Origin of the sequence: Enterobacter cloacae complex sp. XAL002 (assembly GCF_049236805.1) — a bacterium.
GTDB lineage: Bacteria > Pseudomonadota > Gammaproteobacteria > Enterobacterales > Enterobacteriaceae > Enterobacter > Enterobacter intestinihominis.
Genome location: NZ_JBMKJN010000004.1, coordinates 170416 through 185162, shown reverse-complemented (window position 1 = coordinate 185162; position 14747 = coordinate 170416). Strand labels below are relative to the sequence as shown.

General features: G+C 55.2%; 12 protein-coding genes. 7 read left to right on the top strand and 5 right to left on the bottom strand.

Annotated features, from left to right (window positions below):
* Window positions 1–17: 17 nt before the first annotated feature.
* Together aceE and pdhR are read right to left on the bottom strand one after the other, a co-directional pair.
* Window positions 18–2681, bottom strand: a complete 2664-nt coding sequence (gene aceE, locus ACOT0L_RS05445) for a pyruvate dehydrogenase (acetyl-transferring), homodimeric type (RefSeq protein ID WP_022647064.1) — start codon at window positions 2679–2681, stop codon at window positions 18–20.
* A 123-nt stretch (window positions 2682–2804) separates the two neighbouring features.
* Entirely contained in the window at window positions 2805–3569 is a 765-nt protein-coding gene (pdhR, locus tag ACOT0L_RS05440) for a pyruvate dehydrogenase complex transcriptional repressor PdhR (protein ID WP_006173806.1), read from the bottom strand.
* A 537-nt stretch (window positions 3570–4106) separates the two neighbouring features.
* Between pdhR and aroP the strand changes: the two genes are divergently transcribed.
* The 3 genes from aroP (at window position 4107) to ACOT0L_RS05425 (ending at window position 8000) form a co-directional block, all read left to right on the top strand.
* Window positions 4107–5477 carry an aromatic amino acid transporter AroP gene (aroP, locus tag ACOT0L_RS05435; protein WP_023299335.1) on the top strand — a complete coding sequence of 457 codons (1371 nt, stop codon included), beginning with the start codon at window positions 4107–4109 and terminating at the stop codon, window positions 5475–5477.
* A 164-nt stretch (window positions 5478–5641) separates the two neighbouring features.
* A complete protein-coding gene (locus ACOT0L_RS05430) occupies window positions 5642–7039 on the top strand; it encodes a glycoside-pentoside-hexuronide (GPH):cation symporter (RefSeq protein WP_022647062.1) in 1398 nt (465 codons plus the stop codon).
* 10 nt (window positions 7040–7049) lie between these two features.
* Window positions 7050–8000: a family 43 glycosylhydrolase gene (locus tag ACOT0L_RS05425; RefSeq protein ID WP_038415349.1), complete on the top strand. Its 951-nt coding sequence runs from the start codon at window positions 7050–7052 to the stop codon at window positions 7998–8000.
* A gap of 18 nt (window positions 8001–8018) precedes the next feature.
* Here the strand turns inward: ACOT0L_RS05425 and ampE are convergent, their stop codons facing one another.
* Window positions 8019–8873 (bottom strand): beta-lactamase regulator AmpE, encoded by an 855-nt coding sequence (gene ampE / locus ACOT0L_RS05420; protein ID WP_023299333.1) that lies wholly within the window; start codon window positions 8871–8873, stop codon window positions 8019–8021.
* Window positions 8870–9433: a 1,6-anhydro-N-acetylmuramyl-L-alanine amidase AmpD gene (gene ampD / locus ACOT0L_RS05415; protein ID WP_022647059.1), complete on the bottom strand. Its 564-nt coding sequence runs from the start codon at window positions 9431–9433 to the stop codon at window positions 8870–8872. The genes ampE and ampD overlap by 4 nt, the downstream gene beginning before the upstream one ends.
* 87 nt (window positions 9434–9520) lie before the next feature.
* Between ampD and nadC the strand changes: the two genes are divergently transcribed.
* The 4 genes from nadC (at window position 9521) to hofC (ending at window position 13592) form a co-directional block, all read left to right on the top strand.
* Entirely contained in the window at window positions 9521–10414 is an 894-nt protein-coding gene (nadC, locus tag ACOT0L_RS05410; protein ID WP_126502812.1) for a carboxylating nicotinate-nucleotide diphosphorylase, read from the top strand.
* Between the two features lie 174 nt (window positions 10415–10588).
* Window positions 10589–11026: a prepilin peptidase-dependent pilin gene (ppdD, locus tag ACOT0L_RS05405; RefSeq protein ID WP_023299332.1), complete on the top strand. Its 438-nt coding sequence runs from the start codon at window positions 10589–10591 to the stop codon at window positions 11024–11026.
* Between the two features lie 12 nt (window positions 11027–11038).
* Window positions 11039–12418, top strand: a complete 1380-nt coding sequence (gspE, locus tag ACOT0L_RS05400) for a type II secretion system protein GspE (protein ID WP_126502813.1) — start codon at window positions 11039–11041, stop codon at window positions 12416–12418.
* The gene (gene hofC / locus ACOT0L_RS05395; RefSeq protein ID WP_126502814.1) at window positions 12408–13592 is read left to right on the top strand and encodes a protein transport protein HofC; all 1185 of its coding nucleotides are present in this window, start codon (window positions 12408–12410) and stop codon (window positions 13590–13592) included. Before gspE ends, hofC begins: the two co-directional genes overlap by 11 nt.
* A 33-nt stretch (window positions 13593–13625) precedes the next feature.
* Here the strand turns inward: hofC and ACOT0L_RS05390 are convergent, their stop codons facing one another.
* Window positions 13626–14669, bottom strand: coding sequence for a GMP reductase (locus tag ACOT0L_RS05390; protein ID WP_022647054.1), 1044 nt, complete (start codon window positions 14667–14669; stop codon window positions 13626–13628).
* Window positions 14670–14747 lie beyond the last annotated feature (78 nt).

The window sequence follows — 14747 nt, the reverse complement described above, 5'->3', positions numbered from 1 at the left end:
CATTATTCTTTTACCTCTTACGCCAGACGCGGGTTAACTTTATCTGCATCGATGTTGAATTTGGTGATTGCGTCTGCAACCACTTTCTTATCGATTTCGCCACGTTTAGCCAGTTCGCCCAGTGCTGCTACTACCACGTAGGAAGCATCAACTTCGAAGTGGTGACGCAGGTTTTCGCGGCTGTCAGAACGACCGAAGCCGTCAGTACCCAGTACGCGATAATCATCAGCTGGAACGTAAGTACGAACCTGCTCAGCGAACAGTTTCATATAGTCAGTAGACGCCACCGCTGGCGCGTCGTTCATCACCTGAGCGATGTACGGAACGCGTGGGGTTTCCATTGGGTGCAGCATGTTCCAGCGCTCACAATCCTGGCCATCACGCGCCAGTTCAGTGAAGGAGGTCACAGAGTACACATCGGAACCCACACCGTAGTCTTTCGCCAGGATCTGCGCTGCTTCACGAACGTGACGCAGGATAGAACCGGAGCCCAGCAGCTGAACTTTACCTTTGCTACCTTCGATGGTTTCGAGTTTGTAGATACCTTTACGGATACCTTCCTCGGCACCTGCTGGCATTGCCGGCATGTGGTAGTTTTCGTTCAGGGTGGTGATGTAGTAGTAAACGTTCTCTTGCGCTTCACCGTACATGCGCTGCAGACCGTCATGCATGATGACTGCCACTTCGTACGCGTAAGACGGGTCGTAAGAGATACAGTTAGGGATAGTCAGAGACTGAATGTGGCTGTGACCATCTTCGTGCTGCAGACCTTCACCGTTCAGGGTCGTACGACCAGAAGTACCACCGATCAGGAAGCCGCGAGCCTGCTGGTCGCCGGCCTGCCAGCACAGATCACCGATACGCTGGAACCCGAACATGGAGTAGTAGATGTAGAACGGGATCATCGGCAGGTTGTTGGTGCTGTAAGAGGTCGCAGCAGCCAGCCAGGATGCGCCTGCGCCCAGCTCGTTGATACCTTCCTGCAGGATCTGACCTTTCTCGTCTTCTTTGTAGTATGCAACCTGCTCACGGTCCTGCGGGGTGTACTGCTGGCCGTTCGGGCTGTAGATACCGATCTGACGGAACAGACCTTCCATACCGAAAGTACGCGCTTCGTCGGCGATGATTGGAACCAGACGATCTTTGATTGACTTGTTCTTCAGCATCACGTTCAGGGCACGAACGAAAGCGATAGTGGTAGAGATCTCTTTGTTCTGCTCTTCCAGCAGCTGAGAGAAGTCTTCCAGGGCTGGCAGTTCCAGCTTCTCGGTGAAGTTAGGCTGACGAGCAGGCAGGTAGCCTTTCAGCGCCTGACGACGTTCGTGCAGGTACTTGTGCTCTTCAGACCCTTCCGGGAAGGTGATGTAAGACAGGTTTTCTACCTGCTCATCGGTCACTGGAACGTTGAAACGGTCGCGGATATAACGCACGCCGTCCATGTTCATTTTCTTAACCTGGTGAGCGATGTTTTTACCTTCTGCGGTATCACCCATGCCGTAACCTTTGATGGTGTGGGCCAGGATCACAGTCGCTTTACCTTTGGTTTCCTGCGCTTTTTTCAGTGCAGCGTAAACTTTCTTCGGATCGTGACCACCGCGGTTCAGTGCCCAGATCTGCTCGTCAGTCCAGTCTGCAACCAGGGCTGCGGTTTCAGGATATTTGCCGAAGAAGTGCTCACGAACGTAGGCACCGTCTTTGGATTTGAAGGTCTGGTAGTCGCCGTCAACGGTTTCGTTCATCAGCTGGATCAGTTTACCGCTGGTGTCTTTACGCAGCAGCTCATCCCAACGACCGCCCCACATGACTTTGATCACGTTCCAGCCTGCACCCGCGAAGATGCCTTCCAGTTCGTTAATGATCTTGCCGTTACCGGTTACCGGACCATCCAGACGTTGCAGGTTACAGTTGATGATGAAGCACAGGTTGTCCAGCTTCTCACGGGTCGCGATGGTGATCGCGCCTTTAGATTCTGGCTCATCCATTTCACCGTCGCCCAGGAAGGCGTAAACGGTCTGCTCAGAGGTGTCTTTCAGACCACGGTGTTCCAGGTACTTCAGGAATTTAGCCTGATAGATTGCACCAATTGGACCCAGACCCATAGATACGGTCGGGAACTGCCAGAACTCAGGCATCAGTTTAGGATGCGGATAAGAAGACAGACCCTTACCGTGAACTTCCTGACGGAAGTTGTTCATCTGCTCTTCAGTCAGACGACCTTCCAGGAAGGCACGTGCATAGATGCCCGGAGAGATGTGGCCCTGGAAGTACACCAGATCGCCGCCGTCTTTCTCGTTGGCTGCACGGAAGAAGTGGTTGAAGCACACTTCGTAAACGGTCGCAGAGGACTGGAAGGACGCCATGTGGCCACCCAGTTCCAGATCTTTCTTGGATGCGCGCAGAACGGTCATGATAGCGTTCCAGCGGATAGCAGAACGGATACGGCGTTCCAGATCCAGATTGCCCGGGTATTCCGGTTCGTCTTCGACGGCAATCGTGTTTACGTAGTTGCTAGCCCCTGCACCTGAAGCCACTTTCACGCCGCCTTTGCGCGCTTCTGAAAGCAGCTGATCAATCAGATACTGAGCACGCTCAACACCTTCTTCACGGATGACCGATTCGATCGCCTGTAGCCAGTCGCGAGTTTCGATCGGATCCACGTCATTTTGGAGACGTTCTGACATGGGGGTATTCCTTATCTATCTAATACGTTGATTTGTCTGGAACCTGTCCCATTGTGCTCTCGGTTAAGAACACAATAAGACAGGTTCTGCGTTTAGTTGCCGCGCTCTAAAAGTACCTGGCGCTTAATCCTTTCGTTGCTGTATGCGGCGCAATGAACGCTCGCGACGCGATTGTTCACGGCTGCGGTCCAGCAAGATTTCCTCAATGAAAGCCAGATGGCGGTGCGACGCTTCACGCGCCTGCTCCGGTTCCCCGGCCATTATCGCCTCGAATACTCGGGTGCGATGGTTGCTTACCAGCGGGAGCATCTCCCGACGGGCATACAACAATTCAAAATTCTGACGAACGTTCTGGGCCAGCATGGGCTCCATGCAGCGTAGCAGATGGAGGAGCACCACGTTGTGCGCTGCTTCGGTGACGGCAATTTGATACTGGACAACGGCGCTGGATTCGGCGTCTAAGTCGCCGGACTGCTGTGCCCGTTCAATGGCCTGATGCAGCTCGCGAATACGTACGCGGTCTTCATCAGTGCTGCGAAGGGCGGCGTAATAGGCCGCGATACCTTCCAGCGCGTGACGGGTCTCAAGCAGATCAAACTGGGATTCTGGGTGGTCAGAGAGAAGTTCTACAAGCGGGTCGCTGAAGCTCTGCCACAGGCTGTTTTGCACAAAGGTTCCGCCACCCTGACGACGGAGCAACAGGCCCTTTGCTTCGAGACGTTGAATCGCCTCACGCAGAGAGGGGCGTGAAACGTCGAACTGTTTTGCCAGCTCGCGTTCTGGCGGGAGTTTCTCGCCCGGGCGCAGTGTCCCTTCGAGAATCAAAAACTCCAGCTGCTGCTCAATCACATCGGAAAGTTTTGGTTGGCGAATTTTGCTGTAGGCCATATTCCCTGTCTTACGCCTTTTTGCCCGGAGTCAATTGGTCTTACCAATTTCATGTTCGTATCGCTAAAGTAACAAAGTATTCACCTTCTGTCCATATTGGTTTTGATTGAAATCAGGAAACCCGGCACATTTTAACAACCTTACAGAACTAACGTTTCAGGAATGTAACTTTGCACAAATGAAATGGTTACTCCCAAAGGGGCAGTTTTAACCATATTTAAACGAGGGCTTTTGCAATCTGAAGCGATTCAACAAGGCAAAATATGAAAATTCGCCCACTTATGACGCATTTCTATTCTATAGGTTGGGGTATGAGGGGTTAACGTACCGATTTACAATTGGTTTCTTTTTATTCAAGTCGTCATCATCCCTTCATAAAGCAGGTGCATTCGCTGGCACTTACCACTATTCTGGCGCTAACGGAAGCCATCTCCGCTTTTTTCGGTATCGTTAACCGTAAAGAAATAAATACAGAATATGGACTTTCATAATTACACACGCACAGCGTGAACATAACAACCACACACGAGGTTTCAAATGGAAGCTCAACAGCATGGCGATCAGCTAAAGCGCGGTCTTAAAAACCGCCATATTCAGCTCATCGCCCTGGGCGGTGCTATTGGTACTGGCCTGTTTCTGGGCAGTGCGTCCGTTATCCAGTCGGCCGGTCCGGGCATCATTCTGGGTTACGCGATTGCAGGTTTCATTGCGTTTTTGATTATGCGCCAGTTAGGGGAAATGGTCGTTGAGGAGCCGGTTGCAGGCTCTTTTAGCCACTTTGCCTATAAATACTGGGGCAGCTTTGCGGGCTTCGCCTCTGGATGGAACTACTGGGTTCTTTACGTGCTGGTTGCTATGGCGGAACTCACCGCCGTCGGTAAATACATTCAATTCTGGTACCCGGAGATCCCCACCTGGGCGTCTGCGGCAGTCTTCTTCGTGCTGATCAACGCCATTAATCTGACCAACGTGAAAGTGTTTGGGGAAATGGAGTTCTGGTTCGCCATTATCAAAGTAATTGCCGTTGTAGCGATGATCATTTTTGGCGGCTGGTTGCTCTTCAGCGGCAACGGTGGCCCGCAGGCAACCGTACGCAACCTCTGGGAACAGGGCGGGTTCCTGCCGCACGGCATGACCGGCCTGGTAATGATGATGGCGATCATTATGTTCTCCTTCGGCGGTCTGGAGCTGGTGGGCATCACCGCCGCGGAAGCCGACAACCCGGAGCAGAGCATCCCGAAAGCCACAAATCAGGTTATCTACCGTATTCTGATCTTCTACGTGGGCTCCCTGGCGGTCCTGCTCTCCCTGCTGCCATGGACACGCGTCACGGCGGATACCAGCCCGTTTGTGCTGATCTTCCACGAGCTGGGCGACACCTTCGTGGCGAACGCGCTCAACGTCGTAGTGCTGACCGCCGCGCTCTCTGTTTATAACAGCTGCGTTTACTGCAACAGCCGTATGCTGTTCGGCCTGGCGCAACAGGGCAACGCACCGAAAGCGCTGCTTACCGTTGATAAACGTGGCGTACCGGTTAACACCATTATCGTGTCGGCGGTCGTGACGGCGCTTTGCGTTCTGATTAACTACCTGGCACCGGAATCGGCCTTCGGCCTGCTGATGGCGTTGGTGGTTTCCGCGCTGGTGATCAACTGGGCGATGATTAGCCTCGCGCACATCAAGTTCCGCCGCGCCAAGCAGCAGCAGGGCGTAACCACGCGCTTCCCTGCCCTGCTCTATCCGCTGGGGAACTGGGTTTGCCTGCTGTTCATGGCGGCCGTGCTGGTCATCATGCTCATCACGCCAGGCATGGCGATTTCCGTCTACCTCATCCCGGTGTGGATTGCGATCCTCGGCGTGGGCTATATGGTGAAACAGAAAAATGCCAAAACGGTGAAAGCGCACTAAGTGTTTTCTCGCTGTACCCGCGGTTGCGGGTACAGCGTCTTGTTACCTTCCTCACAAATTCACGCCAACAGCAAAATCCTCCATATCACCGCCCTTATATTGCAACGCATATATCCGTTTGCCAGCGAATAATTCTCTCCATACCGAAACCCGGAGATCTGTCGATGGATAACAACAAACTGTCAGTAAAAGAAAAGATCGGCTATGGCATGGGTGACGCCGGATGCAACATTATCTTTGGCGCCATCATGTTATTTGTTAACTATTTTTATACGGATATTTTTGGTCTGGCGCCTGCGCTGGTTGGGGTACTGCTGCTGTCCGTTCGCGTGATTGACGCCGTAACGGACCCAATCATGGGCGCGATTGCCGACCGTACCCGCAGCAAATATGGCCGATTTCGTCCATGGCTACTGTGGATTGCCTTCCCCTATGCGCTGTTCAGCATCCTGATGTTCACCACCCCAGAGTGGAGCTATAACAGCAAAGTTATCTATGCATTTGTCACCTACTTCCTGCTGTCGCTGACCTATACCGCCATCAACATTCCGTACTGCTCGCTCGGTGGCGTGATCACCAACGACCCAAAAGAGCGCGTAGCCTGCCAGTCCTATCGTTTTGTTATGGTCGGTATCGCCACGCTGCTGCTGTCGCTTACGCTCCTGCCAATGGCTGACTGGTTCGGTGGGGATAACAAAGCCAAAGGCTACCAGATGGCGATGACCGTGCTGGCGCTGATTGGTACCTGCATGTTCCTGTTCTGCTTCGCCACGGTGCGCGAGCGCGTTCGCCCGGCTGTACAAACCCACGACGAACTGAAAAACGACCTGAAGGATGTGTGGAAGAATGACCAGTGGGTGCGCATTCTGCTTCTGACGCTCTGCAACGTCTGCCCGGGCTTTATCCGCATGGCGGCCACCATGTATTACGTCACCTGGGTAATGGGGCAAAGCACCCATTTCGCCACGCTGTTTATCAGCCTGGGCGTTGTCGGCATGATGTTCGGCAGTATGCTGGCGAAAGTGCTGACCGACCGCTGGTGCAAGCTGAAGGTCTTCTTCTGGACCAACATCGCGCTGGCGATTTTCTCCTGCGCCTTCTACTTCTTCGACCCGAAAGCGACGACAACCATTGTTGTGCTTTACGTCCTGCTGAATATCCTGCACCAGATCCCATCCCCTCTGCACTGGTCACTGATGGCCGACGTGGACGACTACGGTGAATGGAAAACCGGGAAACGTATCACCGGGATCAGCTTCTCCGGCAACATCTTCTTCCTGAAGCTGGGTCTGGCGATTGCCGGGGCGATGGTTGGCTTCCTGCTCTCCTGGTACGGTTATGACGCGGGCGCAAAAGCGCAGAGCGCGGATGCCATCAACGGCATTGTGCTGCTCTTTACCGTCATTCCTGGCATTGGATATTTAATTACCGCGGGCGTTGTACGTCTGCTGAAAGTGGACCGTGAGACCATGAAGCAAATCCAGTCCGATCTGGAGAAGCGTCGCACCAACTATCGTGAACTGAGCGACTATCAGGAATTTAAAGCCGCTGAGACTAAATAAGGAAAGCCGAATGCAAACCTGGCCAAACCCGTTTATTGAACAACGCGCCGACCCGTATATCCTGCGTCACGATGGGCAATATTACTTTATCGCCTCCGTGCCGGAGTATGACCGGCTGGCGATCCGCCGCGCGGACTCGCTGGAAGATTTAGGCAATGCCGAAGAGGTAGTTGTCTGGCGCAAGCCCGACACCGGCCCGATGAGCCAGCTGATCTGGGCACCGGAACTGCATCATATCGACGGCAAGTGGTACATCTACTTTGCCGCCACACATACCCAGGCGCTCGACGAACTCGGGATGTTCCAGCATCGCATGTTCGCCATTGAATGCGCAGATCGCGATCCGCTCACCGGTACATGGGTGGAAAAAGGGCAAATCAAAACCCCGTTTGACACCTTCGCGCTGGATGCCACTACCTTTGTGCATCAGGGCAAACGCTGGTATCTGTGGGCGCAAAAAGCCCCGGACATTTCCGGTAACTCCAATCTTTACCTGTGTGAAATGGAAAATCCGTGGACGCTGAAAGGCGAGCCGGTGATGCTCAGTAAACCGGAATATGACTGGGAGTGCCGCGGATTCTGGGTCAACGAAGGCCCGGCGGTGCTGTTCCATGGCGATAAGCTATTTATCAGCTATTCCGCCAGCGCCACCGACGAGAATTACTGCATGGGATTACTGTGGATAGACGTAGATGCCGATCCGCAAAACCCGGCTAACTGGCATAAATCCCCGCGCCCGGTGTTCGTCACCAGCTACGAAAACCGTCAGTATGGACCAGGCCATAACAGCTTTACGCAGACGCCGGAAGGCGACGATGTGCTGGTCTACCACGCGCGAAACTACACTGAAATTGAAGGCGATCCGCTTTACGATCCGAATCGCCACACTCGCCTGAAGCTCGTCCGCTGGGACGACAACGGGATGCCTGATTTCGGCATCCCGCCTGCGGATACGCTGTAACGGCTTCGGCGCGCTGGGTCAGACCAGCGTGCCGTAAATCGTCAGCAACGCCACAATCACCACCACCACAAACGACGTTTTTTTCGCCATCGAGACGGCAGCTTTAGGCGTTTCGACTTTGTTCGTGTGCGGCTCGCGAGCCAGCGAGAATTGAGCCAGTCGGGTTAAGACCTGATACTGCGCGGTATGGCGGTCTGCAAGGGAGGCAAACCACGCTGGCAACGCCTTTTCACCGTGACCGATGAGGGCATAGACCACGCCGACCAGTCGCACCGGAAGCCAGTCGAGCACGTGCAGAATGGCATCAATGCCGGACTGGAGACGTTCATGCGGCGTAAGGTAGCGGGCAAGCCAGGTCTGCCAGGCGCGCAGAAAAGCATAGCCCATCAGCAGTACTGGTCCCCATGGACCGCCCACCACAAACCAGAACAGCGGCGCCAGGTAGTAACGGAAGTTAATCCACAGCAGCGCGTTTTGTAGCTCGCGCAGAAATTCGCGTTCATCGCAGTCCGGCGGTACGCCGTGGATCATCGTCAGCTCGCTCGCCATCGCGCCGCGCGCGTGGACATCATCCCGGGAAGCAGCTTTCAGATACGCGTGATAGTGCAAACGCACCTTGCCCGCGCCAATACACAACACGCCCAGCAGTATCCATACCACCAGCAGCGGCACGTTGAAAAAGAGGCCGTAAAGTGAGCGTAGCAACAGGAACGTAATCACCATCACACCTGCCGTCATAAGCAGCGTGCGTAGCATGGAAAAATGCCTGATCCGGCGGAATAACACTTCCAGCCGATGATCCAGATGCCAGTGCTCGCCGAGCTTAAACAGGCGTTCGGCGATCATAACCAGCAGCATGGTAAACAACGTCATGTTATCTCCTTATCTGACGACGTGGTAAGCATGGCGTGAAACCGGGACCAGTCAAACGCCGGGCCGGGGTCGGTTTTTCTTTCGGGGGCGATGTCGCTGTGCCCCGTAATATTGTCTGCAATGGCGGGATAAAGCCCCACTAAAGTTTGCGTCACAGCAACCAGTTTCTGATATTGCGCATCGGTGTAAGGCGTGGTGTCCGTTCCTTCCAGTTCAATTCCAATGGAGAAATCATTGCACCGCTCGCGCCCCTGATACATCGACACGCCGGCATGCCAGGCTCGCTTATCAAAAGGAACATACTGAACCACTTCGCCATCACGGCGGATCAGGCAGTGCGCCGATACGCGCAAATGCGCAATCTCAGCAAAGTAAGGATGAGCATCGGGATCTATCGTTCCCGTGAATAACGCGTCGATCCACGGACCGCCAAACTCACCTGGCGGGAGACTTATGTTGTGAACCACCAGCAGTGTGGGCTTTTCATCCTCCGGGCGGCAATCGTGGTGCGGCGACGGTACATGTCGCGCGTCCACCAGCCATCCGTTTTCTAACAACATGCTGGAACTCCTTATCTATGGTGCTGTTACTCGGTTCAGAGTAGCATGTTTCAATATTATGATTCGTTACCAATTTGGAGTTTTATCATGCCGCCTCGCCGCTATAACCCCGACCACCGACGTGACGCGCTTCTGGAACGTATTAATAGTGATATCCCGGCAAGCGTTGCCCATGCCCTGAGAGAAGACCTCGGCGGTGACGTCAGCGCCGATAACGATATTACCGCCCAATTGTTGCCAAAAGAGACACGGTCGCACGCGGTAGTCATCACCCGCGAAGCGGGGGTTTTCTGCGGCAAACGCTGGGTTGAGGAGGTCTTTACCCAGCTGGCGGGCAACGAGGTGCAGGTAACATGGCACGTTGAGGACGGTAATACGGTCACGGCAAATCAGCCACTGTTCGAGCTGGACGGCCCGTCCCGCGTCTTGCTGACCGGTGAACGCACCGCGCTCAATTTTGTGCAAACGCTCTCTGGCGTTGCCAGTGAAGTACGCCGCTACGTTGACCTGCTGGCAGGCACCCGCACGCAGCTGCTGGATACCCGTAAAACCCTGCCGGGCCTGCGCACCGCGCTGAAATACGCCGTGCTCTGCGGCGGTGGCGCCAACCATCGTCTGGGGCTATCCGATGCCTTCCTGATCAAAGAGAACCACATTATTGCCTCTGGCTCGGTACGTCAGGCCGTGGAAAAAGCCTTCTGGCTGCATCCGGATGTGCCGGTCGAAGTGGAAGTGGAAACGCTGGATGAGCTGGACGAGGCCATTAAAGCGGGGGCTGACATCATCATGCTCGATAACTTCGACACGGAGCAGATGCGTGAAGCGGTCAAACGCACAAACGGCCAGGCGCAACTTGAGGTGTCCGGCAACGTGACGTTCGACACCCTCCGCGAATTTGCTGAAACCGGCGTCGATTATATCTCCGTTGGCGCCCTGACCAAGCACGTACGTGCCCTGGACCTCTCGATGCGCTTCAAATAACTGATCTTCCCCTCTCCGCCCGGAGAGGGGAAATACGAAACCGCTCGCAATTACGCTGTCCTTCTCTGCAACACTGAATCATTTCCCTGAAAGTCCTTTCACGTTCGCGCTTTTGCCCCTCGTTTCTGCGCGCCGGTACTGCCACAGTAGCGCCACTTAACGTAAGGAGCAGATATGAACAGACAACAAGGATTTACCCTGATTGAGCTAATGGTGGTCATTGGCATTATTGCCATCCTGAGCGCGATTGGCATCCCGGCCTATCAGAACTACCTGCGAAAAGCAGCGCTCACCGATATGCTGCAAACGTTCATTCCCTACCGCACCGCTATTGAGCTTTGCGCCCTGGATCGTGGTGGTGTGGATCGCTGCGACGCAGGAACCAATGGCATCCCCTCCCCGACTACCACGCGTTACGTTTCAGCGATGAGCGTGGCGAAGGGGGTCGTATCGTTAACAGGGCAGGAAAGCCTTAACGGACTTGAAGTGCTCATGACACCGATCTGGAGCGACGGTAACGGTATGACGGGCTGGACGCGTGCCTGCAACATTGCGTCCGACACGGCGCTCAGACAAGCCTGTGAAGATGTTTTCCGCTTCGACAACAACTGACAGGAGTGGACAATGAACACCGAACAGCTTATGACGCTCTGTCAGCGCCATCACGCACTGCTACTCGCAAGCGACACCGAGATGATCAGCATTGCGGTGGTGGGTAATCCTGCCTCTGAGCTGATGGAAGCGTTACGCTTCGCCACGCAGAAACGTATTGATATTGAGTGCTGGACGGCCGAACGGATGGAAAAACGGCTTCAGTCCCTCTCATCATCACACCTGCCGGGAATAGTGCCAAACTCAGCCGCTGACGTGCTCAGTACAACGTTGCAGCAGGCAGTGAACCAGCGGGCTTCTGACATCCATATTGAACCGACGGAGCACGGCTACCAGATCCGTTTGCGAATCGACGGTGTTCTCTACCCGCAACCGCCGGTTTCCGCCGCCCTCGGTACGACGCTTGCCGCACGCCTGAAGGTGCTGGGCCAACTGGATATTGCGGAGCGCCGCCTGCCGCAGGACGGTCAGTTTACGGTGGAGCTGGCAAGCGTCCCCGTCTCTTTTCGTATCGCAACCCTTCCCTGTAGCGGTGGAGAAAAAATCGTGCTTCGTCTGCTTCACCAGGTACAGCAGGCACTGGAGCTTGAACTGCTGGGGATGAGTGCAGACCAGCAGGCCCGTTTTGCCGGGGCGCTTAACAGCCCTCAGGGGTTGATTCTGGTCACCGGCACGACCGGTAGCGGGAAAACGGTGACGCTGTACAGCGCGTTACAGGCGCGAAATACCCCTGACGTTAATATTTGCAGCGTGGAAGATCCCGTTGAAATCCCGCTTGCAGGCTTAAACCAGACGCAGATTAATCCGCGCGCGGGGCTGACCTTCCAGAGCGTGCTGCGTGCCCTGCTCAGGCAGGATCCTGACATCATTATGGTGGGTGAAATTCGTGACGGCGAAACGGCAGAAATTGCCATTAAGGCGGCGCAAACCGGGCATCTGGTGCTGTCCACCCTCCATACTAATTCGACGACTGAAACGCTGGTACGGCTGCAACAGATGGGCGTCGCGCGCTGGATGATCTCTTCGGCGCTCTCGATGGTGATTGCCCAGCGGCTGGTGCGTCGTTTATGCCCGTACTGCCGACAGGAAGCCAGCCGCCACACCGAATTACCTCGCACGCTGTGGCCCCGGCCGCTTCCTCGCTGGCAACCCACCGGTTGCGAGCGCTGCTACCACGGTTTTTATGGTCGCGTAGCCATTTTTGAAGTGCTCGTCATCGACGACACGCTGCGGCAGGCCATCGCCAGCGGAGCAAGCACGGAGGTGATTGGATCCAGCGCACGTCAGGCGGGAATGACCTCTTTGTTTGAGCACGGCTGCATGGCCGTAGAGCAAGGGCTGACCACGCTCGAAGAGCTGTTGCGCGTCCTGGGAATGCCCGATGGCTGCTAATTCGCTGTGGCGCTGGCGTGCCCTGACCACCGAGGGGGAGGTGCAAACCGGCACCCTCTGGGCCATCGACCGTAACGCAGCTTACACGGCTCTGGTGCTTAAACAGCTGCACCCGCTGGCGCTAAAACGCTGCCAGCAGCGACACCGATGGCAGGTGCAACACTGCTACGATATTTTTCGCCAGCTCGCCACGCTGCTACAGGCCGGACTCACGCTGTCCCAAAGCCTGCACATGCTGGCGGAACAGCATCCTTTGAAGCACTGGCAGGCGCTGCTGCACAGTCTTGCTGATGACCTGAGCGAAGGTTGCGCCCTGTCAGAGGCCATGAAGAAATGGCCAGAGGTGTTTAGCCCCCTTTATGTCTCGATGGTGAAGACGGGTGAGCTGACGGGTAAGCTCGAAGCCTGCTGCCGTCAGCTTGCGCAGCAACAAAAATCCCAGCAGCAGCTCAGTGCAAAGGTGAAGAAAGCGCTGCGCTATCCGCTGATCATCCTGACGCTGGCCGTTTTCGTGGTGCTGGCGATGGTCACGCTGGTGTTGCCTGAGTTTGCTGCAATCTACAAAACGTTCAACACCCCGCTCCCTTTGCTCACGCAGGCAGTCATGAGGCTGGCGGCCCTGGTTCAGGCGCATATGCTCACCCTTTTGGCCCTGCTCGTGGCAATGGTTGTCATCGCCTGTAAGCTGCGGCGGCATCCGCGCTGGCAGTACGTCCTGTTACATGTACCGGTGATGGGCACGCTGATGCGTGGGCAAAAACTGGGGCAAATTTTTACAGTGCTGTCATTAACCCAGCAGGCCGGGATTGCCTTTTTACAAGGACTGGAGAGTGTGGAGGAAACCGTTGAGAGTGGCTACTGGCAGGAGAAACTCCGTGAGATACGCAGCGATATCGAACAGGGGATGCCCGTGTGGTCCTCCTTCCAGAAGGCCTCTGTTTTTACACCACTGTGTATTCAGCTCATTCGCACCGGAGAAGTATCGGGTTCACTGGATGTGATGCTGATGAATCTGGCCCGCCATCATACGGAACAGACATTTCAGCAGGCAGACAATCTGGCGGCGCTTCTTGAGCCTTTGCTACTGGTCGTGACAGGTCTGATTATTGGCACGCTGGTGGTGGCAATGTATCTGCCGATTTTCCATCTGGGGGATGCAATGAGCGCGGGGTAATGCTGGCGCACGGACGCGCGCCAGCCGTAGCCGTCAGAGGCTATTAAATACGCGGTTTTCCTGCTCCTGAACGCGGATAAACGTCGTGCGTTTAGTCAGCTCTTTCAGGCGGGAAGCCCCCACGTAGGTGCAGGCAGAACGCAGACCGCCGAGGATATCGCGCGCCGTGTTTTCGACCGGGCCGCGCAGTGGCAGCTTAACGGTTTTGCCTTCCGCCGCACGGTATTTCGCGACACCACCCACGTGACGGGTCATCGCAGATTCAGAGCTCATTCCGTAGAACAGCATGAATTTCTCACCGTTCTCTTCCACCACGGTACCGCCGCTCTCTTCGTGGCCGGCCAGCATGCCGCCGAGCATCACGAAGTCCGCGCCGCCGCCGAAGGCTTTCGCCACATCGCCTGGCATGGTGCAGCCACCGTCGCTGATGATCTGGCCGCCCAGACCATGCGCGGCGTCAGCGCATTCAATTACCGCAGACAGCTGCGGATAACCCACACCGGTTTTCACGCGCGTGGTGCAAACGGACCCCGGGCCAATGCCTACTTTCACAATGTCGGCCCCGGAGAGGATCAGCTCTTCACACATTTCACCGGTCACCACGTTGCCCGCGATGATGGTTTTGGTTGGCCAGGCTTCACGCGCCTTGCTGACGAACTGGACGAAATGCTCGGAATAACCATTTGCCACGTCAATGCAGACAAAATTCAGCGCCGGATTGGCGTTCAGGATCTGTTTGGTTTTCTCGAAATCTGCATCAGACGTACCGGTCGAGACCATCACATGCTTCACCACGTCAGCCGAGGCGGAGGCGACAAACGCATTCCACTCCTCAGGGCTGTAGTGTTTATGTACCGCAGTAAGGATGTCGAATTGCGCCAGCGCGGTCGCCATCTCGAAGGTCCCGACGGTGTCCATATTGGCCGCGATAATCGGCACGCCAGACCACGTCTGACCGGAATGCTTAAAGGTGAATTGACGTTCGAGTTCAACGTCTGAGCGACTTTTCAGTGTAGAGCGTTTAGGGCGGATAAGAACGTCTTTGAAACCTAACTTCAGATCTTCTTCAATACGCATGTGCGGATTCCTGGGGTTAGAGGCAAATATATTAAAAGCACAACTCCAGTGACGCTATCATACGCACTAATACCTGCT

Excerpts from the sequence above, each read along its gene's own strand:
- aceE (WP_022647064.1), bottom strand. The coding sequence starts at position 2,681 with ATGTCAGAACGTCTCCAAAATGACGTGGATCCGATCGAAACTCGCGAC.
- pdhR (WP_006173806.1), bottom strand. The coding sequence starts at position 3,569 with ATGGCCTACAGCAAAATTCGCCAACCAAAACTTTCCGATGTGATTGAG.
- aroP (WP_023299335.1), top strand. The coding sequence starts at position 4,107 with ATGGAAGCTCAACAGCATGGCGATCAGCTAAAGCGCGGTCTTAAAAAC.
- ACOT0L_RS05430 (WP_022647062.1), top strand. The coding sequence starts at position 5,642 with ATGGATAACAACAAACTGTCAGTAAAAGAAAAGATCGGCTATGGCATG.
- ACOT0L_RS05425 (WP_038415349.1), top strand. The coding sequence starts at position 7,050 with ATGCAAACCTGGCCAAACCCGTTTATTGAACAACGCGCCGACCCGTAT.
- ampE (WP_023299333.1), bottom strand. The coding sequence starts at position 8,873 with ATGACGTTGTTTACCATGCTGCTGGTTATGATCGCCGAACGCCTGTTT.
- ampD (WP_022647059.1), bottom strand. The coding sequence starts at position 9,433 with ATGTTGTTAGAAAACGGATGGCTGGTGGACGCGCGACATGTACCGTCG.
- nadC (WP_126502812.1), top strand. The coding sequence starts at position 9,521 with ATGCCGCCTCGCCGCTATAACCCCGACCACCGACGTGACGCGCTTCTG.
- ppdD (WP_023299332.1), top strand. The coding sequence starts at position 10,589 with ATGAACAGACAACAAGGATTTACCCTGATTGAGCTAATGGTGGTCATT.
- gspE (WP_126502813.1), top strand. The coding sequence starts at position 11,039 with ATGAACACCGAACAGCTTATGACGCTCTGTCAGCGCCATCACGCACTG.
- hofC (WP_126502814.1), top strand. The coding sequence starts at position 12,408 with ATGGCTGCTAATTCGCTGTGGCGCTGGCGTGCCCTGACCACCGAGGGG.
- ACOT0L_RS05390 (WP_022647054.1), bottom strand. The coding sequence starts at position 14,669 with ATGCGTATTGAAGAAGATCTGAAGTTAGGTTTCAAAGACGTTCTTATC.